Source organism: Kosakonia sp. MUSA4, assembly GCF_013085925.1.
Lineage (GTDB): Bacteria > Pseudomonadota > Gammaproteobacteria > Enterobacterales > Enterobacteriaceae > Kosakonia > Kosakonia sacchari_B.
On record NZ_CP025697.1, the window covers coordinates 1,928,626 to 1,955,326 of the forward strand.

24 protein-coding genes are annotated in these 26,701 nt (G+C 55.3%); 19 read left to right on the forward strand and 5 right to left on the reverse strand.

The window, feature by feature from the left end; translation table 11 throughout:
* The first annotated feature begins 107 nt into the window (after positions 1-107).
* The 6 genes from pabC to ptsG all read left to right on the forward strand — a co-directional run bounded on the left by pabC (position 108) and on the right by ptsG (position 6,115).
* Positions 108-923 (forward strand): aminodeoxychorismate lyase, encoded by an 816-nt coding sequence (pabC, locus tag C0557_RS09080; RefSeq protein WP_208658212.1) that lies wholly within the window; start codon positions 108-110, stop codon positions 921-923.
* A complete protein-coding gene (gene yceG / locus C0557_RS09085) occupies positions 920-1,942 on the forward strand; it encodes a cell division protein YceG (protein WP_208658213.1) in 1,023 nt (340 codons plus the stop codon). The genes pabC and yceG overlap by 4 nt, the downstream gene beginning before the upstream one ends.
* Complete coding sequence (gene tmk / locus C0557_RS09090; protein ID WP_208658214.1) at positions 1,932-2,576, forward strand: dTMP kinase; 645 nt, start codon at positions 1,932-1,934, stop codon at positions 2,574-2,576. The genes yceG and tmk overlap by 11 nt, the downstream gene beginning before the upstream one ends.
* Positions 2,573-3,577 carry a DNA polymerase III subunit delta' gene (gene holB, locus C0557_RS09095; protein WP_208658215.1) on the forward strand — a complete coding sequence of 335 codons (1,005 nt, stop codon included), beginning with the start codon at positions 2,573-2,575 and terminating at the stop codon, positions 3,575-3,577. The genes tmk and holB overlap by 4 nt, the downstream gene beginning before the upstream one ends.
* A gap of 10 nt (positions 3,578-3,587) precedes the next feature.
* Positions 3,588-4,382, forward strand: coding sequence for a metal-dependent hydrolase (locus C0557_RS09100; protein WP_208658216.1), 795 nt, complete (start codon positions 3,588-3,590; stop codon positions 4,380-4,382).
* 299 nt (positions 4,383-4,681) lie between these two features.
* On the forward strand, positions 4,682-6,115 hold the full coding sequence (gene ptsG / locus C0557_RS09105; protein WP_074777878.1) for a PTS glucose transporter subunit IIBC: 1,434 nt from the start codon (positions 4,682-4,684) through the stop codon (positions 6,113-6,115).
* Between the two features lie 57 nt (positions 6,116-6,172).
* Here ptsG and fhuE read toward each other — a convergent pair whose 3' ends face one another.
* Positions 6,173-8,389 (reverse strand): ferric-rhodotorulic acid/ferric-coprogen receptor FhuE, encoded by a 2,217-nt coding sequence (gene fhuE / locus C0557_RS09110; RefSeq protein ID WP_208658217.1) that lies wholly within the window; start codon positions 8,387-8,389, stop codon positions 6,173-6,175.
* A gap of 339 nt (positions 8,390-8,728) precedes the next feature.
* On the opposite strand from fhuE, the gene hinT reads away from it, so the two are divergent.
* The 8 genes from hinT to C0557_RS09150 all read left to right on the forward strand — a co-directional run bounded on the left by hinT (position 8,729) and on the right by C0557_RS09150 (position 14,834).
* Positions 8,729-9,088 (forward strand): purine nucleoside phosphoramidase, encoded by a 360-nt coding sequence (gene hinT, locus C0557_RS09115; protein WP_043953870.1) that lies wholly within the window; start codon positions 8,729-8,731, stop codon positions 9,086-9,088.
* Between the two features lies 1 nt (position 9,089).
* A complete protein-coding gene (locus C0557_RS09120; protein WP_208658218.1) occupies positions 9,090-9,464 on the forward strand; it encodes a YcfL family protein in 375 nt (124 codons plus the stop codon).
* A gap of 10 nt (positions 9,465-9,474) precedes the next feature.
* Positions 9,475-10,128 carry a penicillin-binding protein activator LpoB gene (gene lpoB / locus C0557_RS09125; RefSeq protein ID WP_208658219.1) on the forward strand — a complete coding sequence of 218 codons (654 nt, stop codon included), beginning with the start codon at positions 9,475-9,477 and terminating at the stop codon, positions 10,126-10,128.
* Positions 10,109-10,924 (forward strand): thiamine kinase, encoded by an 816-nt coding sequence (gene thiK, locus C0557_RS09130; protein WP_208658220.1) that lies wholly within the window; start codon positions 10,109-10,111, stop codon positions 10,922-10,924. Before lpoB ends, thiK begins: the two co-directional genes overlap by 20 nt.
* Before the next feature lie 11 nt (positions 10,925-10,935).
* Positions 10,936-11,961: a beta-N-acetylhexosaminidase gene (gene nagZ / locus C0557_RS09135; RefSeq protein ID WP_074777888.1), complete on the forward strand. Its 1,026-nt coding sequence runs from the start codon at positions 10,936-10,938 to the stop codon at positions 11,959-11,961.
* Between the two features lie 36 nt (positions 11,962-11,997).
* On the forward strand, positions 11,998-12,540 hold the full coding sequence (ycfP, locus tag C0557_RS09140; protein ID WP_074777890.1) for an alpha/beta hydrolase YcfP: 543 nt from the start codon (positions 11,998-12,000) through the stop codon (positions 12,538-12,540).
* A 255-nt stretch (positions 12,541-12,795) separates the two neighbouring features.
* Complete coding sequence (locus tag C0557_RS09145) at positions 12,796-14,100, forward strand: NAD(P)/FAD-dependent oxidoreductase (protein ID WP_208658221.1); 1,305 nt, start codon at positions 12,796-12,798, stop codon at positions 14,098-14,100.
* Between the two features lie 194 nt (positions 14,101-14,294).
* On the forward strand, positions 14,295-14,834 hold the full coding sequence (locus C0557_RS09150) for a glycine zipper 2TM domain-containing protein (RefSeq protein WP_071892715.1): 540 nt from the start codon (positions 14,295-14,297) through the stop codon (positions 14,832-14,834).
* 519 nt (positions 14,835-15,353) lie between these two features.
* Here C0557_RS09150 and C0557_RS09155 read toward each other — a convergent pair.
* The gene (locus tag C0557_RS09155) at positions 15,354-15,989 is read right to left on the reverse strand and encodes a TetR/AcrR family transcriptional regulator (protein ID WP_074778155.1); all 636 of its coding nucleotides are present in this window, start codon (positions 15,987-15,989) and stop codon (positions 15,354-15,356) included.
* Positions 15,990-16,232: 243 nt separating this feature from the next.
* Between C0557_RS09155 and C0557_RS09160 the strand changes: the two genes are divergently transcribed.
* On the forward strand, positions 16,233-16,490 hold the full coding sequence (locus tag C0557_RS09160) for a DUF1471 domain-containing protein (protein WP_208658222.1): 258 nt from the start codon (positions 16,233-16,235) through the stop codon (positions 16,488-16,490).
* A gap of 79 nt (positions 16,491-16,569) precedes the next feature.
* Here C0557_RS09160 and C0557_RS09165 read toward each other — a convergent pair whose 3' ends face one another.
* The 3 genes from C0557_RS09165 to C0557_RS09175 all read right to left on the reverse strand — a co-directional run bounded on the left by C0557_RS09165 (position 16,570) and on the right by C0557_RS09175 (position 22,321).
* On the reverse strand, positions 16,570-17,535 hold the full coding sequence (locus C0557_RS09165) for a L,D-transpeptidase family protein (RefSeq protein ID WP_208658223.1): 966 nt from the start codon (positions 17,533-17,535) through the stop codon (positions 16,570-16,572).
* 154 nt (positions 17,536-17,689) lie between these two features.
* Positions 17,690-21,136, reverse strand: a complete 3,447-nt coding sequence (gene mfd, locus C0557_RS09170) for a transcription-repair coupling factor (RefSeq protein ID WP_208658224.1) — start codon at positions 21,134-21,136, stop codon at positions 17,690-17,692.
* A 111-nt stretch (positions 21,137-21,247) separates the two neighbouring features.
* A complete protein-coding gene (locus C0557_RS09175) occupies positions 21,248-22,321 on the reverse strand; it encodes an acyltransferase family protein (protein ID WP_208658225.1) in 1,074 nt (357 codons plus the stop codon).
* Between the two features lie 292 nt (positions 22,322-22,613).
* Here C0557_RS09175 and lolC point away from each other — a divergent pair, with 292 nt between their 5' ends.
* Genes lolC through nagK form a run of 4 tightly spaced genes read left to right on the forward strand, consistent with a single transcriptional unit; the run spans position 22,614 to position 26,701 of the window.
* Positions 22,614-23,813, forward strand: coding sequence for a lipoprotein-releasing ABC transporter permease subunit LolC (gene lolC / locus C0557_RS09180; RefSeq protein WP_208658226.1), 1,200 nt, complete (start codon positions 22,614-22,616; stop codon positions 23,811-23,813).
* Positions 23,806-24,507: a lipoprotein-releasing ABC transporter ATP-binding protein LolD gene (gene lolD, locus C0557_RS09185; protein WP_074777905.1), complete on the forward strand. Its 702-nt coding sequence runs from the start codon at positions 23,806-23,808 to the stop codon at positions 24,505-24,507. Before lolC ends, lolD begins: the two co-directional genes overlap by 8 nt.
* A complete protein-coding gene (gene lolE, locus C0557_RS09190) occupies positions 24,507-25,751 on the forward strand; it encodes a lipoprotein-releasing ABC transporter permease subunit LolE (protein ID WP_208658227.1) in 1,245 nt (414 codons plus the stop codon). Before lolD ends, lolE begins: the two co-directional genes overlap by 1 nt.
* 38 nt (positions 25,752-25,789) lie before the next feature.
* The gene (gene nagK / locus C0557_RS09195) at positions 25,790-26,701 is read left to right on the forward strand and encodes an N-acetylglucosamine kinase (RefSeq protein WP_208658228.1); all 912 of its coding nucleotides are present in this window, start codon (positions 25,790-25,792) and stop codon (positions 26,699-26,701) included.

The following is a 26,701-nucleotide window of genomic DNA, read 5'->3' on the forward strand; positions in this document are numbered from 1 at the left end:
CGCTGTTTTAAAGGCCCGCTTGTCGGGCCTTTTCTATTCAGCTTTCTCCCCTTGTTCTCTGCTTTCCATCCTGCCAAACTGTCCGGCTACACGCTTAAGGAGCCTCTATGTTCTTGATTAATGGCACAGAGCAACGACAGCTTGCGGCCAGTGACCGGGCCATACAGTTTGGTGACGGCTGCTTTACTACCGCGCGTATCCTTGCCGGGCAAATCCAGTTTGCGCCCGCGCATATACAGCGCTTGCGTCTGGCATGTGAACGGCTATTTATTCCTTTTCATGACTGGGATCTGCTGGCGCAGGAGATGGCATCGCTGGCGCAAGGAAAAGCTGACGGCGTGGTTAAAGTGATCCTCAGCCGCGGTGGCGGAGGTCGCGGCTACAGCGCGGCGAACTGCGATTTACCGACGCGTATTCTTTCTGTTTCAGCCCGGCCCGAGCACTACGCACGCTGGCAGCGGGAAGGCGTTACGTTGGCGCTGAGCGAGGTATGCCTCGGGCGTAATCCGATACTCGCGGGGATCAAACATCTTAACCGTCTGGAGCAGGTGTTAATCCGCGCCGGGCTGGAGCAGACCGGTGCTGATGAAGCGCTGGTGCTGGACAGCGACGGCTGGATCACCGAATGCTGTGCGGCCAATATTTTCTGGCGGCAAGGGCAGGAGGTTTTCACGCCGCGCCTCGACTACGCCGGAGTGGATGGCATCATGCGACAATATTGTATGCGACAACTTGCATCTTCCGGTTTTCGCGTTGTCGAAGTGAATGCCCGCCAGCAAGCGCTGGCGCAGGCCGAGGAAGTGGTTATTTGTAATGCGTTGATGCCAGTCGTCCCCGTTCGCCAATGGGGAGAGCTGCGCTGGTCAACGCGTGATTTGTACCAATTTTTAGCCCCACTGTGTGAGCAGATAAATCAGTCATGAAGAAAATGTTACGTGTTGTTCTCCTGCTGCTGGCGGTATTAGTGATTGCGGCAGGAGCCGGAGTCTGGAAGGTTCGTCAACTGGCGGATTCCACGATCCTTACTAAAGATGAAACCATTTTTACCCTGCCAGCCGGAACCGGCCGGGTGGCGCTGGGTGAATTGCTGTACCAGGAAAAAGTCATCAATCGTCCGCGTGTTTTCCAGTGGTTATTACGCCTGGAGCCGGATTTGTCGCACTTCAAAGCGGGAACTTACCGTTTTACGGCGGGCATGACCGTGCGCGAAATGCTGCAATTACTGGCCAGCGGCAAAGAAGCGCAATTTCCGCTGCGTCTGGTGGAGGGAATGCGCCTGAGCGATTATCTGAAGCAGCTACGTGATGCGCCATACCTGAAGCACACGCTGAAAGATGATGATTATGCCACTGTCGCGCAGGCGCTGAAGCTGGAGCACCCAAACTGGGTGGAAGGCTGGTTCTGGCCGGATACCTGGATGTATACCGCAAACACAACGGATGTCGCGCTGCTCAAGCGCGCGCACCAGAAAATGGCGCGAGCCGTTGAACAGGTCTGGGAAGGGCGCATGGACGGCCTGCCGTACAAGGATCAGAACCAGTTAGTGACTATGGCGTCCATCATCGAAAAAGAGACGGCTGTGGCCAGCGAACGCGATCGGGTGGCCTCGGTCTTTATTAACCGCTTACGCGTCGGGATGCGCCTGCAAACCGATCCGACGGTGATCTACGGGATGGGCGCGCGTTATAATGGTAAGCTGTCGCGCGCCGATCTGGAGACGCCGACGGATTACAACACCTATGTGATTAGCGGCTTGCCGCCAGGGCCGATTGCCACGCCAGGTGAAGCCTCGCTGAAAGCGGCAGCGCATCCGGCGAAGACGCCATACCTCTATTTTGTGGCCGACGGGAAGGGCGGACACACATTTAATACCAACCTCGCCAGCCATAACCGGTCAGTGCAGGACTATCTGAAAGTGCTAAAGGAAAAAAATGAGCAGTAAATACATCGTTATTGAAGGGCTGGAAGGCGCCGGTAAAACGACGGCACGCGATGTCGTCGTCGAAACGCTGAAAGAACTGGGCGTCAGCGAGATGATATTTACGCGCGAGCCGGGCGGTACGCTGCTGGCGGAGAAGCTGCGTAGTCTGGTGCTGGATATCCGTTCCGTTGGTGACGAAGTGATTTCTGATAAAGCCGAAGTTCTGATGTTTTATGCTGCCCGAGTTCAACTGGTGGAAACGGTGATCAAGCCGGCGTTGGCGCGCGGTTGCTGGGTTATTGGCGATCGGCACGATCTCTCCACTCAGGCCTACCAGGGCGGCGGTCGTGGTATCGATCAAGGCATGCTGGCGACGTTGCGCGATGCCGTGCTGGGCGATTTTCGCCCGGATTTAACCCTGTACCTCGATGTCACCCCTGAAGTTGGCCTGAAACGCGCCCGTGCGCGCGGCGAGCTGGATCGCATTGAGCAGGAGTCGTTGGATTTCTTCAATCGCACCCGTGCGCGTTACCTTGAGCTGGCTGCGCAGGATGCCTCTATTCGCACGGTGGATGCCACGCAACCGTTGGATGACGTTGTGCGCGCTATCCGTCAGACAGTTACCGCATGGGTGCAGCAGGAGCAGGGCGCATGAAATGGTATCCGTGGCTGCGACCGGACTTTGAACAACTGGTCGCCAGTTATCAAAGCGGACGCGGGCACCACGCGTTACTGGTTCACGCGCTGCCAGGTATGGGGGAAGACGCGCTGATCTATGCGCTCAGCCGTTTTCTGCTGTGTCAAACGCCGGAAGGGCACAAAAGCTGCGGCCACTGTCGCGGCTGTCAGTTAATGCAGGCCGGAACCCACCCGGATTATTACCTACTGGCGCCGGAAAAAGGCAAAACGACGTTGGGCATTGATGCGGTGCGTGAAGTGAGTGAAAAACTCTACGAGCATGCACGTCTTGGCGGGGCGAAAGTGGTCTGGATTCAGGATGCCGCGTTATTAACCGATGCTGCCGCCAATGCATTACTGAAAACGCTGGAGGAGCCACCGGCTCAGACGTGGTTCTTTCTTGCCTGCCGGGAACCCGCGCGGTTACTGGCGACGTTGCGCAGCCGCTGTCGCTTGCATCACCTTGCGCCACCGGCGGAAAGTTATGCCAGCGCATGGCTTAGTCGGGAAGTGACAACGTCACAAGAGGCTATTCTCAGCGCGTTGCGTCTGTGCGCCGGCTCGCCAGGCGCGGCTGAAGCGCTGTTGCAGGAAGAGCACTGGGCGCAGCGTCAGGCGCTCTGTCAGGCGGTTGAAAACGCGCTGAATAGTGGCGACTGGTTCGCCATGCTGGCGGCGCTTAGCCACGATCGGGTGGCAGAACGTTTGCAATGGGTCTGTGCGCTATTCCTTGATGCTCTGAAAGTACAGCAGGGGGCGACGTTGCTGACCAACGTTGATGTGCCGGACCTGGTACACAGCCTTGCCCGTCAGTTACGCAGTGAGACATTACATGCTCTGCTGCATGCCGTATTTACTTGCCGTGAGCAGTTGCTGAATGTCGTGGGAGTGAACCGCGAACTGCTGCTTACCGATCTTTTGTTAACACTGGAACGGTACCTGCAACCAGGCGCTACGCTTCCGGTATCCCACCTTTAAGAGAGACATTATGTTTTTAGTCGACTCGCACTGCCATCTTGATGGCCTGGATTACGCATCTTTGCATAAAGATGTTGATGACGTACTGGCGAAAGCCGCCGCACGCGATGTGAAGTTTTGCCTTGCCGTCGCCACCACGCTGCCCGGATACCGCAGCATGCGCGAGCTGGTGGGCGAACGCAATAATGTGGTGTTCTCCTGCGGCGTCCATCCGCTGAATCAGGATGAAGAGTATGACGTAGCGGCGTTGCGTCAGTTCGCAGCGGAAGAGGGCGTTGTGGCAATGGGGGAAACCGGGCTGGACTATTTCTATACCCCGGAAACCAAAGCGCAGCAGCAGATCTCATTTCGCAACCATATCCGCATCGGACGCGAACTGAATAAACCGGTTATCGTGCATACACGCGATGCCCGCGCTGACACGCTGGCGATTTTACAAGAAGAGCAGGTTCAGGATTGCGGCGGTGTACTACACTGCTTTACTGAGGATCGAGAAACGGCAGGCAAGCTGCTGGATATGGGGTTTTATATCTCTTTCTCCGGCATTGTTACTTTCCGTAATGCGGAACAACTACGCGAAGCAGCACGCTATGTGCCGCTGGATCGGTTGCTGGTCGAGACCGATTCTCCGTATCTCGCGCCGGTACCGCACCGCGGTAAAGAGAACCAGCCTGCAATGACACGCGATGTGGCAGAGTATATGGCAGTTCTGAAAGGGGTTTCCATTGAGGAACTCGCACTGCAGACCACGCAAAACTTTGCCCGCCTGTTCCATATCGATCCCGCCAGATTGCAATCTGTCTGAAATGTCAGCTTATTTTAGTACTCGTAATTAATAAACGATCAGAGTAAAGTTCACCGCCATAAAAAAGGCGGTGATGGTCGTTTTTCATACGCCAGTCAGCGCCTTTTGTAAATCTGTGTGAGTTTTAAGGCGACCGCTAGCTGAAACGTGATAGCCGTCAAACAAAGCTGAAACGATTTATTTTACTCTGTGTAATAAATAAAGGGCGCTTAGATGCCCTTCCCAAGGCGCGGTTCTCCCCCCGTGCCAACGCGTGAAAGCGCAACAAAAAGCACTAATACTCAGGAGCACTCTCAATTATGTTTAAGAATGCATTTGCTAACCTGCAGAAGGTCGGTAAATCGCTGATGCTGCCAGTATCCGTACTGCCTATCGCAGGTATCCTGCTGGGCGTCGGTTCTGCAAACTTCAGCTGGCTGCCAGAAGTGGTATCTCATGTTATGGCCGAAGCGGGCGGTTCCGTTTTTGCCAACATGCCGCTGATTTTCGCTATCGGTGTTGCGCTTGGCTTCACCAATAACGATGGCGTTTCTGCTCTGGCTTCGGTTGTTGCCTACGGCATCATGGTGAAAACCATGGCTGTGGTTGCACCTCTGGTTCTGCATTTACCTGCTGAAGAGATCGCTGCAAAACACCTGGCGGATACCGGTGTGCTCGGCGGGATCATCTCCGGTGCGATTGCCGCATACATGTTTAACCGCTTCTACCGTATCAAGCTGCCTGAGTATCTGGGCTTCTTCGCGGGTAAACGCTTTGTACCGATTATTTCTGGCCTTGCAGCAATTATCACCGGCGTGATCCTCTCCTTCATTTGGCCGCCGATTGGTTCCGCGATCCAGACATTCTCTCAATGGGCTGCTTACCAGAACCCGGTTGTTGCATTCGGTATCTACGGCTTCATTGAACGCTGCCTGGTACCGTTCGGCCTGCATCACATCTGGAACGTACCTTTCCAGATGCAGATTGGTGAATTCACCAACGCTGCTGGCCAGGTATTCCACGGTGATATTCCGCGTTACATGGCAGGCGACCCGACCGCGGGCAAACTGTCTGGCGGCTTCCTGTTCAAAATGTACGGTCTGCCGGCTGCCGCTATTGCTATCTGGCACTCTGCTAAACCGGAAAACCGCGCGAAAGTGGGCGGTATCATGATCTCCGCAGCGCTGACCTCGTTCCTGACCGGTATCACCGAGCCGATCGAGTTCTCCTTCATGTTCGTTGCGCCGATCCTGTACGTTATCCACGCCATTCTGGCGGGTCTGGCATTCCCGATCTGTATCCTGCTGGGTATGCGTGACGGTACGTCGTTCTCTCACGGTCTGATCGACTTCATCGTACTGAGCGGCAACAGCAGCAAACTGTGGCTGTTCCCGATCGTCGGTGCTTGCTATGCCGTGATTTACTACACCGTGTTCCGCGTGCTGATCAAAGCGCTTGATCTGAAAACGCCGGGCCGTGAAGACGCAACCGAAGATACCAAAGCAGGTGTAAGCAGTGAGATGGCTCCGGCTCTGGTTGCAGCGTTTGGCGGTAAAGAAAACATCACCAACCTGGATGCGTGCATCACGCGTCTGCGTGTCAGCGTCGCTGACGTAGCGAAAGTGGATCAGGCTGGCCTGAAGAAACTGGGCGCTGCAGGTGTGGTAGTCGCTGGTTCCGGCGTTCAGGCAATTTTCGGTACGAAATCCGATAACCTGAAAACCGAAATGGATGACTATATCCGCGCTAACTAAGCCGTAGTCTGGGGAGACTGAGGGAGCCTGCTGGCTCCCTTTTTTATTGCTCTGCTATCAGAAGCTGTAATTTGCACTGACAGAGAAGTTACGCGGCGCGCCGTACACGCCGTAGGTGCCCAGATAGTCGTAATACTCTTTATCGAACACGTTGTTGAGGTTCGCCTGGATGGCGAAGTTCTTCGTGGCCTGATAGCGAGCGAAGAGATCCACCACCGTGTAACCGCTCTGGGTGATGCGGGTATCGCCGCCTGGGCCGGTAATATCCTGCCAGGTTTTATTCTGCCAGCGCGCGCCGCCGCCGATAGCCAGCTCAGGCAGCATCGGCAACTGGTAGCGGGTAAACAGCTTCATCGTGGTGCGCGGCTGTTCCGGGTTCACCGCAACGCCATCACCATCTTCCGCCATAAAGCGGCTTGCGCCGAAGGTCAGTTGCAGGTTGTCGGTCAGCGCGCCGTTCAGTTCAAACTCCACGCCTTTGCTGACGGTGCCATTCACGGATTTATAAGCAGTCTGACCACCCGAGTTCGGAATATATTCACCGGTGGAAACCGCAACGTGATCCTGCTCGGTGCGGAAGACCGCAAGCGTGGCAGTCAAACGCGTGTTAAACCAGTCGCCTTTTACTCCGGCTTCGTAGCTTTTACCGGTTGTCGGTTCAAGGAACTCGCTGTTGATGTCGCGCTGGCTGGATGGCTCGAAAATAGAGGTATAGCTGGTGTAGACCGACCAGGTGTCATCAATGTCATAGATCAGGCCGGCATACGGTGTTACATCATCAAACTTGCTGTTACGGATCTCGTCCGGTTTACGCTCCAGGTTGTACTTCGCGCTCCACTCGGTGTAGCGGGCACCGAGGATCAGATGCAGCGGATCGGCTAGCGAAATACGGGTGGCAGCGTAGACGGACTTCTGGCGAATAACGTCGCGCTGATAGAGCGCCCAGTCGGACCAGGTGGGATCGGCCAGGGTACTTCCGTTGTAATTGTTAATATTGCCGACATCCATCAGACCGTAATTGTCATTCACCGGGTAGGAGTTGTCGTAGTTGTTGCGCTGACGGCTGTAACTGCCGCCGAACATCACCTCATGCTGGCGACCAAACAGATCGTAGCCGCCGCGAACAAAGGCATCGACGGAATCCTGCTTACGCTCGCCCCGGTTCCAGCCGCCCCAGGCGCCTTTCCACTGCGAGGCGTCAAACAGGCCGGTGGTTTTATCCGGGAAACCATCGATATACATCAGTTTGCTGTCGAAATTGGTTTCGGCATGCATGGCGTTGACTTTGGCTTCCCAGCCATTGTCAAAACGCTGCGTCAGGTTGGCGAAAACTTTGCTGGAATCGACGTTAGAGTAAGCCCAGTCCGCCGCCGTGTTGAAACCGCGACGGAAATGGGTACGGCTACCGTCGCTGTACAGCGATGGGATGCCGCCCCAGGTCGGGCTATCTTCTTCGCTCTCCTGGTAGTCATACCCGAGAGAAAGCGTTGTCGAATCGGTGAGGTCGGCATCGACAACGCCGGTAATGAATTTTTTGCGGTAGTGGTTGCGTTCAAGCCAGGAGTCGTTGTCCTGGTAACCGGTAATAACACGGCCGCGCACATTGCCGGATTCGGTCAGGGGAGCCTGGAGATCCAGAACATAACGCTGTTTGCCCCAGCTACCATACGTTGCCTCGGCCGAGCCTTTAAACTCTTTGCTATCCGCGTGCTTACGCACCATGTTGACATACGCGGATGGATTCCCTGTCCCGCTCATCAGACCCGCAGCGCCGCGCACGACTTCGATTTTGTCATAAATCGCCGTATCACCCGCGGTATCGCCGAAATTCCATCGGTTATCGAGAAATGTCGGCATATCTTCATAGGCAAAGTTGCTGACGAAGAAACCACGGGCGAAGAAATTGGTACGGTGTGAGTCAATACGCGAAGCGTTAACGCCAATTGTGTTATCGAGCACTTGCTCAATCGTCGTTAACTGTTGGTCTTGCATACGTTGCTGGCTGACAACGCTGACGGACTGGGGAATATCACGCGGCACTAACAGCAATTTTGTCCCGGTGGTAGTGGTTTTTACGCTGTAGTCCTGCGCCTGGCTATCGGAGGTGCTCAGCCCATCGTCACCCTCGACCACGACCGTATCATCGGCGTTGGCCGCCGTTTCTGCTGCGAATGCTGCAGAAGGTGCCAGTGCAAGCGCAATGCACGCCGCCAGTAGCGAAGGTGCCGCAGCGTTTGAACGTGCGCCATCCCAGGTGTGTTGAGTGAAAGACATAATAAACCCTTAATGGTGCGTTAGTGGGATAACCCGGCGGCGATACGTTGTCGTGCCGGAAGTATTTTTGTATGCGTTTGCTAAGAGTTGCGCATGAAAATGCAAATGCGAAATATACGCATTCACTACATAAATGTAAATGGATGTAATATTCATAATTGAAATGCTATTTCATTCATGCTGTGTTGAAAGGAGAAAGGTTCCCGCGGTAGAGAAGGGCGTAAAGGCGAAAGAAAAAGAGCGTTATGGTTGAAACAACAAGAGAATCTCGATCATACTCTAGGGCACGTAATTGACGATGGCTGCGGGTTGGCTCCGCGCCGGAAAAAGGAAAACGTCATGGCCGAAGAAACCATTTTCAGTAAAATCATCCGCCGGGAAATTCCCTCGGATATTGTCTACCAGGATGAACTGGTCACCGCTTTTCGCGATATCTCTCCACAAGCGCCGACGCATGTGCTTATTGTGCCGAATATTCTCATCCCCACGCTGAACGATGTCACCGAGGCGCACGAGCAGGCGCTGGGCCGCATGTTGACCGTTGCGGCGAAAATCGCCAGTGACGAAGGCATCGCCGAAGATGGATACCGACTGATCATGAACTGTAATCGTCATGGTGGTCAGGAGGTTTACCATATCCATATGCACCTGCTGGGCGGGCGCGCAATGGGGCCAATGCTGGCTCATAAAGGTCTGTAAGATGATAAACGGGCGTGTCGCGCTGCTGCTGGCGGCGCTGGGGCTGGTGGGATGCAGTTCGCGCCCGGCTATTCCGGTCGCCAGCGATCAAACGCTGGTGATGGAGTCCAGTATTCTGGCGGCGGGCATTATCGCGGAACCGCCGGATATGGGCACGCAGGAGCTACAACCTTCCGCCTCCTCCCGATTGTTTAATGAGCGGCAGCAGCCTGTGACGGTGCACTACCGTTTTTTCTGGTATGACGCCAGAGGTCTGGAAATGCACCCGCTGGAAGCGCCGCGCAGTATTACGATCCCGGCGCGCTCCGGCGTGACGCTGTATGGCAGCGCTAACTATCTGGGTGCGCACAGCGTCAGACTTTATCTCTATCTCTAAGGAGTGACACTTGATTAAAACATTTGGACGCTTCGCGCTACTGACCTCGCTGGCGGTGTTGCTGGCAGGGTGTATCAGTAATCAACAGCCTGCGCCGGTTGAACAGGCAGGCGGCGCTCAGCAGCCCGCGCAGCCGCAACCGCAGCCCACGCAGCCGGTTCCGACAGTACCTTCGGTTCCGACATTGCCACAGCAGCCTGGCCCAATCGAACACCAGGATCAAACCGGGCAGCCCGCGCCGCGCGAACGTCATTATGACTGGAACAGCGCGGTGCAGCCGATGGTCGGTAAAATGTTGCAGGCCAGCGGCGCCAACGCTGGCAGCGTTCTGCTGGTTGATAGCGTAAACAACCGTACCAACGGGTCGATCAATACCGGCGAAGCCACCGAAGTGGTGCGCAATGCGCTGGCCAATAACGGTAAATTTACGCTGATTACCGCGCAGCAGCTCTCGCTGGCAAAACAGCAACTGGGGCTCTCTCCGCAGGACAGCCTGGGTACCCGCAGTAAAGCCATCGGTATTGCCCGCAACGTTGGGGCACAGTATGTGCTTTATTCCAATGCGACCGGCAACGCCAGCGCACCCGCGTTACAAATGCAGCTGATGCTGGTGCAGACAGGCGAAATTATCTGGTCGGGTAAAGGTGCGGTTCAGCAACAATAAACAGACGCGTGACACGGTGTTGTCACGCTATTTTCCGACGTATACTCCCGTCGCCAGCCAGAATAGCGGGCTAAGCGGCGGGAGTTGTCTTATTCACGATGGTCGGCACACGCTGGTGCTGCGCCAGCGTCACCAGGCCGCTTCATCGCCATTTCTGCGTCAGTACCGTTTGCTCCGCCGCTTGCCCGCAACCCTCGCGCCGCGTCCGCAGCGCTATACTGGCGACTGGATGGCGGTGGACTTTATCCCCGGCGAGATCAAAACGGCCTTACCGCCGCCTGATGCACTGGCGGCATTACTCCGTGATTTACACCGTCAGCCACTTTTTGGCTGGCGTATTACGCTGTTGCCGCTGCTGGAACGATACTGGCAGCAGAGCGCGCCGACGCGGCGCACACCCTTCTGGTTGCGGCAGTTAAGGCTATTAAGAAAACAGGGCGAACCGCAGCCGCTGCGGCTCGCGCCGTTGCATATGGATGTCCATGCGGGAAACCTGGTGCACAGCGCCGCAGGTTTGCGGCTTATCGACTGGGAATATGCAGGCGATGGTGATGTTGCTCTCGAGCTCGCCGCGGTATGGGCGGAGGACGAGGCGCAGCGTCAGCAGTTGGTTGCGCAGTATGCTCAGCAGTCGGCGGTCGATCCGGTAATATTAGCGCGCCAGGTTCGCCGCTGGCGGCCCTGGGTATGGATGTTGATGGCGGGCTGGTTTGAGTGCCGCTGGCAGCAAACGGGCGAACAACAATTTATTACGCTGGCAGATGCTATCTGGCGGCGGTTACAGAACAAAGAATAAGAGAGGTCAGTGTGGGTCCGGTAATGTTGGATGTGGAAGGGTATGAACTGGATGCGGAAGAGCGCGAGATTCTGGCGCATCCGCTGGTGGGCGGCCTGATCCTCTTTACCCGTAATTATCACGATCCGGAGCAGTTGCGTGAACTGGTGCGCCAGATCCGCCAGGCTTCGCACCACCGTCTGGTGGTGGCGGTCGATCAGGAAGGCGGACGGGTACAGCGTTTTCGCGAAGGCTTCACGCGTCTGCCCGCGGCTCAGGCTTTTGCCGCTCTGCACGGGCTGGAAGAGGGCGGGCGGCTGGCGCAAGATGCTGGCTGGTTGATGGCCAGTGAAATGATCGCCATGGATATTGATATCAGCTTTGCCCCGGTGCTGGATGTTGGACATATCAGCGCCGCCATCGGCGAACGTTCTTACCACGAAGATCCGGCTAAAGCGCTGGTGATGGCGAGCCACTTCATTGATGGTATGCACAGCGCGGGAATGAAAACGACCGGTAAACATTTCCCGGGGCACGGAGCGGTAACCGCGGATTCTCACAAGGAGACGCCGCGCGATCCGCGCTCGCTGGCGGAGATCCGCGCGAAAGATATGTCAGTATTCCGCTCGCTGATTGAGCAAAATAAACTGGATGCCATTATGCCCGCGCATGTGATTTATACCGATGCCGATCCGCGTCCGGCCAGCGGTTCACCGTGGTGGTTGAAAACCATTCTGCGTGGCGAGTTGGGCTTTAACGGCGTGATTTTTTCTGACGATTTGTCAATGGAAGGCGCGGCAATCATGGGAAGTTATGCTGAACGCGGGCAGGCATCGCTGGATGCCGGTTGCGATATGATCCTCGTCTGCAATAATCGTAAAGGCGCAGTCAGTGTGTTAGATAACCTGTCGCCGATCAATGCAGAGCGTGTTACACAATTGTATCATAAAGGTTCATATTCTCGTCAGGAGTTGATGAGCTCGGCGCGCTGGAAGGCGACCAGTAAAGCACTGGAGCAGTTGCATGAGCGCTGGCAGGAGCAGAAAGCCGCCCATTAACCCCTGAGGACGCGATGTCGAAGTGGTGAGGATACAATGATTATCTATTTACACGGTTTTGACTCAAACAGTCCCGGCAACCATGAAAAAGTGTTGCAGCTACAGTTTATCGATCCGGATGTTCGCCTGATAAGCTACAGCACGCGGCATCCGAAACATGATATGCAGCATCTGTTGAAAGAAGTCGACAAGATGCTGCAACTCAACGTGGATGAACGCCCGCTGATTTGCGGCGTCGGCCTTGGCGGTTACTGGGCCGAGCGCATCGGTTTTCTCTGCGACGTCCGCCAGGTGATTTTCAACCCGAATCTGTTTCCTTATGAGAACATGGAAGGGAAGATTGACCGGCCGGAAGAGTATGAAGACATTGCTACTAAATGTGTCGCTAACTTCCGCGAGAAAAACCGCGATCGCTGCCTGGTGATCCTGTCGCGACAAGATGAAGCTCTGGACAGCCAGCGCTCTTCCGATGAGTTGCATCATTACTATGAAATTGTCTGGGACGAAGAACAGTCGCATAAGTTTAAAAACATCTCGCCGCACCTGCAGCGAATTAAGGCCTTTAAAACCCTCGGTTAAGCCTCTCCCCGGCAGGTTTTCGTCTGCCGGGCTCCTCTTTTTCTCCTCTCCTGACGGGCAGCTTTTCGCTGTGCGGCTACACTTGCTCAACTTTTAGGCATGAAAACTTGATTCATATCAATTTTGGTATGACCATTGAACCGTTCGTGATATTCTCAACGTCAAAGTGAGGTTGCGCGTGCGTAACCTGTTGTTAATTAAGAGCTATTTTTATAACTTTTAATTAACAATTGGTTAATATTTTAGGGGGTCATTTTGACAACACCGTTGAGAAAGATTGTGATCGTAGGTGGTGGCGCTGGCGGTCTGGAACTGGCAACTCAGTTAGGTAAAAAGCTGGGACGCGGTAAAAAAGCCAAAATTACGCTGGTCGATCGTAACCACAGCCATTTATGGAAACCCCTGCTGCACGAAGTGGCAACCGGCTCGCTGGATGAAGGTGTTGATGCGCTGAGCTACCTGGCTCATGCACGCAATCATCATTTCCAGTTCCAGTTGGGCTCTGTGATGGATATTAACCGCGAAAGCAAAACCATCACCCTGGCGGAACTGCGTGATGAGAAGGGCGATCTGCTGGTGCCGGAACGCAAACTGGCCTATGACACGCTGGTGATGGCGCTGGGCAGTACCTCGAACGACTTCAACACGCCGGGCGTGAAAGAGCACTGCATTTTCCTCGATAACCCGCATCAGGCGCGTCGCTTCCATCAGGAAATGCTCAACCTGTTCCTGAAATATTCGGCCAATCTTGGCGCTAACGGCAAAGTCAATATTGCGATTGTCGGTGGCGGCGCGACCGGCGTTGAACTCTCCGCAGAGTTGCACAATGCGGTGAAACAGCTTCATAGCTACGGTTACAAAGGGCTGACGAATGAAGCGCTGAACGTCACGCTGGTGGAGGCGGGTGAGCGCATTCTGCCGGCGTTGCCACCGCGTATCTCCGGTGCCGCGCACAATGAACTGACCAAAATGGGCGTCCGCGTTCTGACCCAGACGATGGTGACCAGCGCCGACGAAGGCGGTCTGCATACCAAAGAGGGCGAATACATCAAGGCCGATCTGATGGTATGGGCGGCAGGGATCAAGGCGCCGGACTTTATGAAAGAGATTGGTGGCCTGGAAACCAACCGCATCAATCAGCTGGTCGTTGAGCCGACGCTGCAAACGACGCGCGATGCAGATATTTACGCCATTGGCGACTGTGCTTCCTGCGCCCGTCCGGAAGGCGGATTTGTACCGCCGCGCGCGCAGGCTGCTCATCAGATGGCCACTCTTGCATTGCATAACATTCTGGCGCAGATCAAAGATAAGCCGCTGAAATCTTATGTTTATAAGGATCACGGTTCACTGGTTTCCCTGTCGAACTTCTCCACCGTGGGCAGTCTGATGGGTAACCTGATGCGTGGTTCAATGATGATTGAAGGTCGTATTGCCCGTTTCGTGTATATCTCGCTGTACCGTATGCACCAGATCGCGCTGCACGGCTATTTTAAAACCGGTCTGATGATGCTGGTTGGCAGTATTAACCGCGTGATCCGCCCGCGTCTGAAATTGCACTGATCCGGTTTCGCTGCTTCCCGGTCGTTGGCCGGGAAGCAGCATATCCCGCTGCCTTGCACGCGTATGGTGGTCGGAAAACTCTGAATATCGTGTTTTACCCCACCTGTATCCCTATTTTTGCGTGCTTTCCGATTGGCTTTACTATTGCTCAAGTTGCAAAATTGTTACCAATAGTCAACCAGGGAGAAAATCCTGTGAATAAATCAATGTTAGCGGGTATCGGTATTGGCGTGGCCGCTGCACTGGGCGTTGCCGCAGTGGCCAGCCTGAATGTCTTCGATCGCGGCCCTCAATATGCGCAGGTCGTTTCAGCCACGCCAATCAAGGAAACAGTAAAAACGCCGCGTCAGGAGTGCCGTAATGTCACTATGACGCATCGCCGCCCGGTGCAGGACGAAAACCGTATTACCGGTTCGGTACTTGGCGCAGTGGCTGGCGGGGTGCTCGGTCACCAGTTCGGCGGCGGCAAAGGGCGAGATGTCGCAACAGTTGTCGGCGCGCTAGGCGGCGGGTATGCTGGCAACCAGATCCAGGGCGGTATGCAGGAGCGTGACACCTACACCACCACCCAGCAGCGTTGCAGCACGGTATATGACAAATCGGAAAAAATGCTCGGCTACGACGTGACGTACAAAATCGGCGACCAGCAGGGAAAAATCCGCATGGATAAAGATCCGGGAACGCAGATTCCGCTGGATAAAAATGGTCAGCTGATCCTGAATAACAACGCGTAAAATAGTAGTACTCTGCATGTTGGCTCCCCATCGCTCAGGCTGGGGAGCTTTTTTTTTCATTAAAAAGCCCTGCATTGCTGCAAGGCTTAATCAGATCAAATGAAATCGTGTTGACGAACCACCAGTAGCCCGGTGATGAGAACAGATATAAAAGCAAATAATACTGAACCGCCCAACATAACCCACAGACCAAATAACAATGTAATTACTATTAGCACTTTAATGAATGGTAATAGCAAAATCATCTCCATTTTCCTTCTGCTTGTGATCAGTCAGTGAAGTACCCTTTATCCTCGACAAGTCATGCATTACAGCGCGTAAAAAAGAGCAAAGGAAAACCAGTTTAATGTGTCATCATGACACTTATAATTTGTATCATTCTGCTGAATGATTAGCAGGGCAATAATCACAATTAATAATAGCAAAGCGGGGGATTTAGCTGATAGTTTTTACCTATTATTGAAATGTGATATCTCTATCACAGAGATAAAAAAGAGACGGTTTCCCGTCTCATTTTTTTTATGCCTTGATCAAATTTGGCCACAGTCGCAGGGTTGTGCGCGTGATCTGTAGCAACTTCTCAACGCTGGCACCTTCGCGCGCGCTGATCGACATTCCCTGCAAAACACATCCCAGGAATTCAGCCAGCGCCTGAGGATCTGCATCCGCCGGGATCTCACCGCGCTGCTGACGCTGGGTGAGGAACTGGAGCAGAGTATCTTCCTGCTGTGCATGCCGCGACTTGATCGTTTGCGCGATGGCCTGCGAAGAAGCTGCCAGCGTCGCCGAGGTGTTGATCATAAAACAACCGGCTGGCGTATCGGTGCTGGTGAAGCACTTTGCCACGGCGGTGAAATAATCCAGCAGCGCGGTTTCTACCGGTTTGTCCTCGCAGAGCAACTGGGCTTCGTGCTGTCGGGCGAACCGCGCAATATAGCGATCGAGCACCGCGCGGAACAATCCCTCTTTATTAGTGAACTCAGCGTACAGCGTCGGCGCTTTCGCCCCGGTGGCTTCCACGAGATCGGATAATGATGTGGCTTCGTAGCCATGCTGCCAGAACAGCGTCATGGCTTTGTCGAGCGCCGCTTCCCTGTCGAACACTTTCGGTCGGCCACGGCATTTTTTGGTGCAACTGGTGACTTCACTGGTCATATCGCCGCTTAACCTTTGTTGGTTTGTTGAACAACCATTATAAAAATAATCTTCGCCAATGACCAGCAGCAAATAGCACATATTCATAAAACATATGCTTATGAAATTTAAGCAATTAACATTTTAATTAACAATCATTACAAAAATATGTTGACCAGTGATTAAGATCACACTTATCATTTACCTATCGATCGTTAACTTAATAGCTAACGACATCTTTTATCTTTATCCAGGAAAAAAATCATGAAAAACATCACTGCGCTTTTTGCCGCTGCTGCACTCAGTACGCTCTCTTTTGCCAGCTTTGCTGCCGTTGAAGTTCAGTCTGCGCCGACAGGCCAGCAGGAAGTTGCGTCCATTGGCGTCAGCGCGGGTGCTGATCTCTCTTCCGTTAAAGCTAAACTGGCGCAAAAAGCCGATGAAATGGGCGCGAAATCTTTCCGCATCACTTCCGTGACTGGTTCTGACAACCTGCACGGTACCGCGGTGCTGTACAAATAAACCCAACCTCTCTTCCCTGTGCCACTGCAATAAAAAAGGCCCGACGTACTGCGCCGGGCCTTTTCTTTTTCGCTCAGTTTTACAGAGCCTGCAAGGCGCTCTCACTATGACGCGTAACATCAACCGGCATACCAGAGCGGATTTCCATTGCATGGTTCATGATGCTGGCATCGCTACGCGCATCGTCTTTGAAGGCCTGCATCGCGGCATTCAGCACGATAGGCAGCGTTTTCGGATCGTCATCAATCGATTTTGACAGCGGTTGATGGACTTCAACCAGCCGCCTACCGTCCGGCTCAACCGACGCTTTAATCGGCGTATTAATGATGTTCACCGCCGTTCCTGGCGTCACGCTGGCAAACAGACTGGAAATATCGGCATCGCGCAGGCGAATGCAGCCGGAGCTGACGCGCATGCCGATACCGAAATCAGCATTGGTGCCGTGCAGCAGATAAACTCCGCCAAACGCGGCAAGACGGATCGCATGATGCCCCATTGGGTTATCCGGCCCGGCTGGCATCACCGCAGGCAGATCAATCCCCTGGGCCTTGTAACGTGCACGGATGTTGGCGGTTGGCGTCCAGGTGGGGTTGGCGCGTTTATCAGAAACGGTAGTGACCATCGTTGGTGTCAGGGTATCGCCACCTAACTGACCAATGCCGATGGGATAAACCGTCACTTCATTTTTTCCCGGCGGATAGTAATAGAGGCGCAGTTCCGCGAGGTTAATCACAATACCTTTGCGCGGAACATCCGGCAGCAGGGTTTGCAGCGGGATCGTCAGCACGCTGCCCGCACGCGGCACATAAGGATCGACGCCGGGGTTTGCCTGCAACAGCGCGAGAAAACCAACGTTATATCTTTTGGCGATCGCTTCCAGTGAACCGCCATCATTTTGCACTACGTGGTAGCGGTTTTCGCCTACCAGACGGCTGCCCTCTGCGGGTAATGGCCAGCTATTTGCCCGTGCGGGCAGGGTAAAGGCAGTGATAACCGCAACAGCGAGGAGGATAATCCTGCAGGTAAAACACGCAATTCTTCTCATTACCATAATCCATGTAAATCATAAGGTTATTTATATACGACTTTGCGATGGGATTATGGTCGGGCAGGGTGTCGGGAAACCCTGGTTATTGCAAAATATTTGTAAATCTTGCGAAAAATAACAGGCCGGGCCAGGCGGCCCGGCGCTGAGACCGTCAGGCGACGGCGTTTTCGGCCAGTTGCTGCATAAAATTACGCACCCAGTCCATGCGGGTTTTCCGTTCGCTCAGATCCTGCATAAATTTCAGCCGCGTCGGACCATCCAGACGGAAATGCTGCGGCTGCTTTTGCAGCAGACCAATCAGCCATAACGGATTGACGTTGTTTTTCTCGTTGAACTCGATGATGCCGCCTTTTTCATTACCTTCCAGTTTGCGGATCCCCAGCTTCTGCGCTTGCTGGCGCAGCAGGGCGATATCCAGCAGGTTCCGCGCCGCATCCGGTAGTAGTCCAAAGCGATCGATCAGTTCGACTTTAATCTCTTCCAGCGCGTTCGTATCTTTCGCGCTGGCGATGCGTTTATAGAACGACAGACGCGTATTAACATCAGGAATAAAATCGTCCGGCAGCAGCGAAGGCATGCGCAGTTCGACCTCGGTCTGCTGGCTGGTTAAATCCTCCAGCGACGGCTCGCGACCGGCCTTCAGCGCATCAACGGCGTTTTCCAGCAGTTCCATATACAGTGAGAAACCGATGGTTTCCATCTGGCCGCTCTGATCTTCACCGAGCAGCTCGCCCGCCCCACGGATCTCCAGATCGTGCGTTGCCAGCGCAAAACCTGCGCCCAAATCCTCCAGCGAAGCGATAGCTTCCAGCCGTTTTTGTGCGTCGGTAGTCATCGCTTTCGGGTGCGGAGTCAGCAGCCAGGCGTAAGCCTGGTGGTGTGAGCGTCCGACGCGCCCGCGCAACTGGTGCAACTGGGCGAGGCCAAAGTGGTCGGCGCGTTCGATGATAATGGTATTGGCGGTCGGAATATCGATCCCGGTTTCAATGATGGTGGTGCAGACCAGCACGTTGAAACGCTGATGATGGAAATCGTTCATCACCCGTTCCAGTTCACGCTCGCGCATCTGCCCGTGACCGATTGCGATACGCGCTTCCGGCACCAGCTGCGCCAGCCTGTCGGCGGCTTTCTGAATATTTTCCACGTCGTTATACAGGTAGTAGACCTGCCCGCCGCGCAGCACTTCACGCAGGATCGCCTCACGCACCACCAGGCTGTCGTACTCCCGAACAAAGGTTTTTACCGCCAGACGGCGCGCGGGTGGCGTGGCGATGATCGACAGGTCGCGCATCCCGCTCATTGCCATATTCAGCGTGCGCGGGATCGGCGTTGCCGTCAGCGTCAGAATGTCGACATCGGCACGCATCGCTTTAATGCGCTCTTTATGGCGCACGCCAAAGCGGTGCTCTTCGTCAACAATCAGCAGGCCGAGATCTTTTAACTTCACATCGCTTTGCAGCAGTTTGTGGGTGCCGATCAGAATATCGATTTTGCCTTCAGCGGCCTGTTCAAGAATTTGCGACTGCTCTTTGGCGCTGCGAAAGCGTGAGAGCATCTCAATGCGCACCGGCCAGTTGGCAAAACGGTCGCGGAAGTTATCAAAGTGCTGCTGCGCCAGCAGGGTGGTTGGCACCAGCACCGCCACCTGCTTGTTGTTTTCGACCGCAAGGAATGCCGCGCGCATCGCCACTTCGGTTTTACCGAAACCCACATCGCCGCACACCAGACGATCCATCGCCAGCGGCTGGCACATATCGCTGAGCACGGCGTTGATCGCCTGCGCCTGATCCGGCGTGGTTTCGAAGGGGAAACTATCGCAGAACAGTTGATATTGTTCACGATCGTGCTTGAAGGCAAAACCTGCTTTTGCCGCGCGCTGCGCGTAGATATCCAGCAGCTCAGCCGCCACATCACGCACTTTTTCCGCCGCTTTCTGCCGCGCCCGCGCCCAGGCATCGCTGCCCAGTTTATGCAGCGGGGCACTCTCTTCTGCGCCGCCCGCATAGCGGCTGATCAGATGCAGCGAAGAGACCGGGACATAAAGTTTGGCGTCACCGGCGTACGTCAGCATCAGGTATTCACCTTTAATACCGCCGGCTTCCAGCGTCGTCATACCGGCATAACGCCCGACGCCATGTTCCAGATGCACTACCGGCTGGCCGTCGTGCAGCTCGGCAAGGTTACGGATAAGCGTATCGGGGTTAATCGTCCGCCGGGTATCCTGGCGTCGGCGCGCAACGCGCTCGCCCAGCAGATCGCTTTCGCAAATCAGCGCCCGGTTGCGCAGAGTGTCGATAAAACCGTGCTCTGCCGAGCCGATCATCAGCCAGGCGCCGGGCGTTGACGCTTCGTCGAGACGCAAAATGCGTTTGGGCGCCACTTTAATGCGCGCCAGCAGTTCTATCAGTGCTTCGCGGCGGCCTTCGCTCTCGACCGAGAAAACCACCGGGCCGCTGAAGGACTCAAGGAACTTACGCAGGTTATCCAGCGGTGATTTTTGCTGTGTCTGCACCGCCAGCTCCGGCAATGCGTGATAACCGAGATTAACGTGCGCGGCTTTTTCACTGAGCCGTTCAGTTTTGAGCTGGATACGCGGCCATTTTTTCAGTTCGCTGAACAGCGCGTCGCTGCGCAGCCATAAGCTTTCCGGCGGCAACAGCGGGCGCATCGGATCCACACCGCGGCTCTCAAAGCGCGCCTGCGTCTCCTGCTGAAAACGTTCCGCGCTGGCTTCCAGATCGCCGGTGTTAACCAGCAGCGTATTCGCCGGGAAATAGCTAAACAGTGTTGACAGCGGTTCGCTAAAAAACAGCGGCTGCCAGTATTCGATCCCGGCGGGCAGGGTGCCTTTGCTCACCTGCTGATAAATGTGTTCAGCATCGCGCTTCACCTCAAACCGATCGCGCCACTGGCTGCGGAACAGTTCAATGGCGTTTTTATCGGTCGGGAATTCATGCGCGGGCAGTAAATTAATCGCCTCGACCTCTTCCAGCGTGCGCTGGGTATCGGCGTCGAACAGCCGCAAACTGTCGATTTCATCGTCGAAAAAGTCGAGACGGAACGGCTGCTCGCTGCCCATCGGGAAGAGATCCAGCAGCGCGCCGCGCGTGGCATACTCGCCGTGCTCCATCACCTGATCAACATGGCGGTAACCGGCGCTGTCCAACTGCGTGCGCAGCTGATCGCGGGACAGCCGCTGCCCTTTTTTCATCACCAGCGCATGGCCGTGCAGATAGTTGTGCGGGCAGACGCGCTGCATCAGGGTATTCACCGGCACAATCAGCACGCCGCGCTGCATGGCGGGCAGTTGATACAGGGTGGAAAGACGGGAAGAGATGATCTCCTGGTGCGGCGAAAAGCTGTCGTAGGGCAGCGTTTCCCAGTCTGCCAGGTTCATCACCAGATTATCGGTAAACTGGCTTATCTCGTCCTGCAAGCGCAGGGCATTTTGCATATCCGGTGCGATCAGCACCACGGGGCCAGCATGGCGCTCGATGATTTCCGCCACTTCGGTGGCGCAGGCGGCGCCGGTGAGTTCGCCAAACTGGCGCTGGTCACCCGCTTTGGTCGGCAGTGAATAACGATATTGTTCAGGCATAGAAGGTGTCGGAGTCTCTTGTGGATATACCCCCACATGGGGGCATATCACTGATACGCAATCCTTTGATTATCCGCGATTGCGTCATTTTAGCCAAGGCGAACGCATGGATCAGCGTGCGGCGACGGGCTGGAGGAGTTTTGTCGGAGGGGTGAAAAAGAGATCGCCGAACAGAGCGCTGGAGAGTTTGCGCACCAGCAATCCAAACAGCGTACAGATAAGCAAAGTCACAAACGGATAGACCAGCAGCAGCGCAAGCTCGGCTTGCGGCGGCCAGACACCGGCATTCAGCGGTTTGATCAGCGCCAGGCTGAACCCCTCAACCAGAATGCGGTGGGTGGTATAAATCGCCAGCGTATTGCTGCCCACCATATTCAACAGGCTCTTTTCACTCGGCGGGAAACGCTGCTCCAGTTCCCAGAACAGCCGCATAATGGCGACGATAGAAAGCAGGCAGAGCGGCAACGGCATCGCAAACATCCACAGGCCGAAAGCCACAATCATCGCGAGGGCAAACGGCACGCCGTAACGGCGAATTTGTACGGTTTTGACCCACGCCATCAGGCTTGCGCCATACCAGGCGCCCAGCGAGTAGAAAATCATATTGCGCACGACGCTGTTCATTCCCCACCACGGCAGCGGCAGATAATTAATCGCCAGACTGCACAGGATAGTCAGCGCCAGCATCGGCACCTTCCAGCGGCTCAGCAGTTTGCACAGGGTGAAATAGACCACCAGCGCATACAGATACCACAGGCTGGTGCTGGCGGTGAGCATCCCCTGTAAAAACTCAACCCAGCTATCCGCGTAAGCGGCATTCGCAGCGTTGGTCAGATCGCGTTCCGGCGCCAGCCATGCATTAAGCTGGCTTAAGCCTGTCCATTGCAATACGCCCCACAGCGCCAGCACATACACAATGCTCCAGATGCGTTTATCGACGGTCTCTTTCCACGGCACCTCATCGATATAGCGGCGGATCAAATAGCCGGAGATAAAAAAGAACACCGGCATGCGAAAAGGGGCGAGGTAAAGGTTGAAGTAGACCCAGCACTTCGACAGTGTTTGCGACCACGGATGCTGGAACACATTGAGATGCGGATAGAAGGTAATCACCGAGTGGTAAATCACGACCAAGCAAATACATAACCCTTTAATTTGGTTTAGCCACAAAGCTTTTTGTTTCACGTCCTTAGTTCCCTGTATTACAAAAAATTAAGTCTTTTATCCTGACCATTGAGGGCGTGAATGTGACGTTAAAGTGTCTGTATTTTGTCATTTTAGGATTAGGCGCAGGGTCGTTTGTGGTTGACCTCTGTACAAACATGCGGCGGTTCAGCGTTCGCAGAATGGAATTATTGAGTTGATTTCCCGGCTTTTTTTCATATCACGCTGACGAATTCTTACGGTTCCTCTCATTTACGCTATGTGCTTTCGCTTATATACTCCTGACTCTGCTATCAGCAATCAGACGGATTTCATGTACCAGCCTGTCACTCTTTTCATAGGTCTGCGCTATATGCGTGGACGCGCAGCGGACCGCTTTGGCCGCTTTGTTTCCTGGCTATCAACCATTGGCATCACGCTCGGCGTCATGGCGCTGGTAACCGTGTTATCGGTAATGAATGGTTTCGAACGCGAGCTGCAAAACAACATTCTTGGGTTAATGCCGCAGGCCACGCTCACTACGCAAAACGGCTCCCTCAATCCGCAACAACTTCCCGCCAGCGCCGTGAAATTACAGGGGGTAACGCGTATTGCGCCGCTGACTACTGGCGATGTCGTACTGCAAAGTGCGCGCAGTGTGGCGGTCGGCGTGATGCTGGGGATCGATCCGGCGCAAAAGGATCCGCTGACGCCGTATCTGGTGAACGTTAAGCAGAGCGACCTGCAAGCAGGCAAATACAACATCATTCTCGGCGAGCAACTGGCCGGGCAATTAGGCGTTAATCGCGGCGATCAGATCCGCGTGATGGTACCGTCCGCCAGCCAGTTCACCCCGATGGGGCGTCTGCCGAGCCAGCGTCTGTTCACCGTGATCGGCACTTTCGCCGCCAACAGTGAAGTGGATGAATATCAAATGCTGGTGAACATTGACGATGCGTCGCGGTTGATGCGTTACCCGGCGGGTAACATTACCGGCTGGCGCTTGTGGCTCAACGAGCCGCTGAAAGTGGACGTCCTGAGCCAACAAACGTTGCCGCAAGGCACAAAATGGCAGGACTGGCGCGATCGCAAAGGTGAATTGTTCCAGGCTGTGAGCATGGAAAAGAACATGATGGGGCTGCTGCTGAGCCTGATCGTCGCCGTCGCAGCGTTTAATATAATCACCTCGCTGGGCCTGATGGTGATGGAGAAACAGGGCGAGGTGGCGATCCTGCAAACCCAGGGTCTGACACCGCGCCAGATTATGGCGGTCTTTATGGTGCAGGGTGCCAGCGCCGGGATCATCGGCGCGCTGCTGGGTGCCGTGCTTGGCGCGCTGCTTGCCAGCCAGCTCAATAACCTGATGCCGATTATCGGCGCGCTGCTCGACGGCGCGGCGCTGCCGGTGGCGATTGAGCCGCTGCAGGTTGTCGCTATTGCGCTGGTGGCGATGGCCATCGCGCTGCTTTCAACGCTTTATCCTTCCTGGCGCGCCGCCGCCACTCAACCCGCTGAGGCTTTACGTTATGAATAAGATCCTGTTGCAATGCGACAACCTGTGCAAACGCTATCAGGAAGGCAGTGTGCAAACCGACGTGCTGCACAATGTCAGCTTTAGCATGGGCGAAGGGGAGTTGATGGCGATCGTCGGTAGCTCCGGTTCCGGGAAGAGTACGCTGCTGCACCTGCTGGGCGGGCTGGATACGCCGACCTCCGGCGATGTGATTTTCCGCGATCGGCCGATGAGTAAACTTTCTTCGGCGGCGAAAGCAGAGTTGCGCAACCGCGAACTCGGCTTTATTTACCAGTTTCACCATCTGCTGCCCGATTTTACCGCGCTGGAAAACGTCGCTATGCCGCTACTGATCGGCAAAAAGAAACCGGCGGAAATAGATGCCCGTGCGCGGGAAATACTGCGCGCCGTTGGGCTGGAGCATCGCGCCAGTCACCGTCCTTCTGAGCTTTCCGGCGGTGAGCGCCAGCGTGTCGCTATCGCGCGCGCGCTGGTGAACAACCCGCGACTGGTGCTGGCGGATGAACCGACCGGTAATCTCGATGCCCGCAATGCCGACAGTATCTTTGCGTTGCTGGGGGAACTGAATCAGTCGCAGGGCACTGCCTTTCTGGTGGTGACGCACGATCTGCAACTGGCGAAGCGCATGAATCGCCAACTGGAGATGCGCGACGGCCACCTGAGCGCCGATGTGACGCTGATGGGGGCAGATTAATGGCGCTGCCTCTGTCGTTATTGATTGGTCTGCGCTTTAGCCGCGGTCGCCGTCGCGGCGGAATGGTGTCGCTGATTTCGGTGATCTCCACCGTTGGTATCGCGCTGGGTGTGGCGGTGTTGATCGTCGGTTTAAGCGCGATGAACGGTTTCGAGCGCGAATTGAACAACCGTATTCTGGCGGTGGTGCCGCACGGTGAGATCGAGCCGGTGAATCAGCCGTGGAACAACTGGGACACGGCGCTGGAAAAAGTGAAAAAAGTTCCCGGTATTGCTGCCGCTGCGCCCTATATTAATTTTACCGGGCTGGTAGAAAGCGGGGCGAATTTGCGCGCCATCCAGGTGAAAGGCGTCGATCCGGCGCAGGAGAGCGAGCTGAGCGCGCTGCCGAAATTTGTGCAGGGCGATGCCTGGCAGAACTTCCGCGCCGGTGAGCAGCAAATCATTCTCGGCAAAGGCGTTGCCGATGCGCTAAAAGTGAAGCAGGGCGACTGGGTATCGATCATGATCCCCAACTCGGACGATGCGCACAAACTGCTGCAACCGAAACGCGTGCGTCTGCACGTGACCGGGATTTTACAGCTCAGCGGCCAGCTCGATCACAGCTATGCGATGATCCCGATGGCCGATGCGCAGCAATATCTGGAGATGGGCAGCAGCATTACCGGTATCGACATCAAAGTGAATGACGTGTTTAACGCCAATAAGCTGGTGCGCGATGCGGGCAGCGTCACCAACAGCTATGTGTATATCAAAAGCTGGATCGGCAAGTACGGCTATATGTACCGCGATATCCAGATGATCCGCGCCATTATGTATCTGGCGATGGTGCTGGTGATTGGCGTGGCCTGTTTTAATATTGTCTCGACGCTGGTGATGGCGGTAAAAGACAAAAGCGGCGACATTGCCGTGCTGCGTACGCTGGGGGCGAAAGATGGCCTGATCCGCGCCGTATTTGTCTGGTACGGGCTGCTGGCCGGGCTGCTGGGCAGCCTCTGCGGCGTGGTGATCGGTGTTATCGTGGCGCTGCAACTGACACCGATTATCAACGTGATTGAGAAGATTATTGGTCATCAGTTCCTGTCGGGAGATATCTACTTTATCGATTTCCTGCCGTCAGAGTTACACCCGCTGGATGTAGTGTACGTGCTGGTGACCGCATTAGTCCTGAGCCTGCTGGCGAGCTGGTATCCGGCGCGCCGGGCAAGCAATATTGATCCGGCAAGAGTGCTGAGCGGGCAGTAATCCCGCCGTTTTCACAGGGCCACAACGAAGGAGTGGCGATGAATTACGGATTTGATATCGGCGGCAGCAAAATCGCGTTAGGCGTCTTTGACGCTGAGCGACGCTTACAGTGGGAAAAGCGCGTCGCCACGCCCCACGACAGTTATGACGCGTTTCTGCGCGCCATCACCGGGCTGGTTGCCGAAGCGGATGAACGCTTCGGTAGCAAAGGCAGCGTCGGCGTCGGTATTCCTGGTATGCCAGAGACCGCCGACGGCACGCTGTATGCCGCCAACCTTCTTGCCGCCAGCGGTCAGCCGCTGCGCGCCGATCTCAGCGCTCTGCTTGCGCGGGATGTGCGTATCAATAACGATGCCAACTGCTTTACCCTCTCTGAAGCCTGGGATGACGAGTTCCGCGCCTATCCGCTGGTGATGGGGTTGATCCTCGGCACGGGCGTCGGCGGCGGGCTGGTGGTGAACGGGAAATCGGTGACCGGGCGTCGTTTTATTACCGGCGAATTTGGTCATATTCGCCTGCCGGTGGATGCGCTGGGGCTGATGGGTTTTGACTTTCCGTTAACCCGCTGCGGCTGCGGTAAAATCGGCTGTATTGAGAACTATCTCTCGGGACGCGGTTTTGCGTGGCTGTACCAGTACTTTTACCACCAATCGTTGTCAGCGCCGGAAATCATTTCGCACTGGGAGCAGGGCGAGGCGAAAGCGCTGGCGCATGTCGAGCGCTATGTGGATTTGCTGGCGGTGTGTCTGGGCAATATTCTGACCATTGTCGATCCCGATCTGCTGGTGATCGGCGGAGGGTTATCAAATTTCAGCGCACTGACCCGGCTATTGCCGGAGCGCATTGCGCCGCATCTGTTGCCGGCAGGCGATGTCCCGCGTATTGAACGTGCTCGCCACGGCGATGCGGGCGGCATGCGCGGCGCGGCCTTCCTTCACTTAACTGATTAA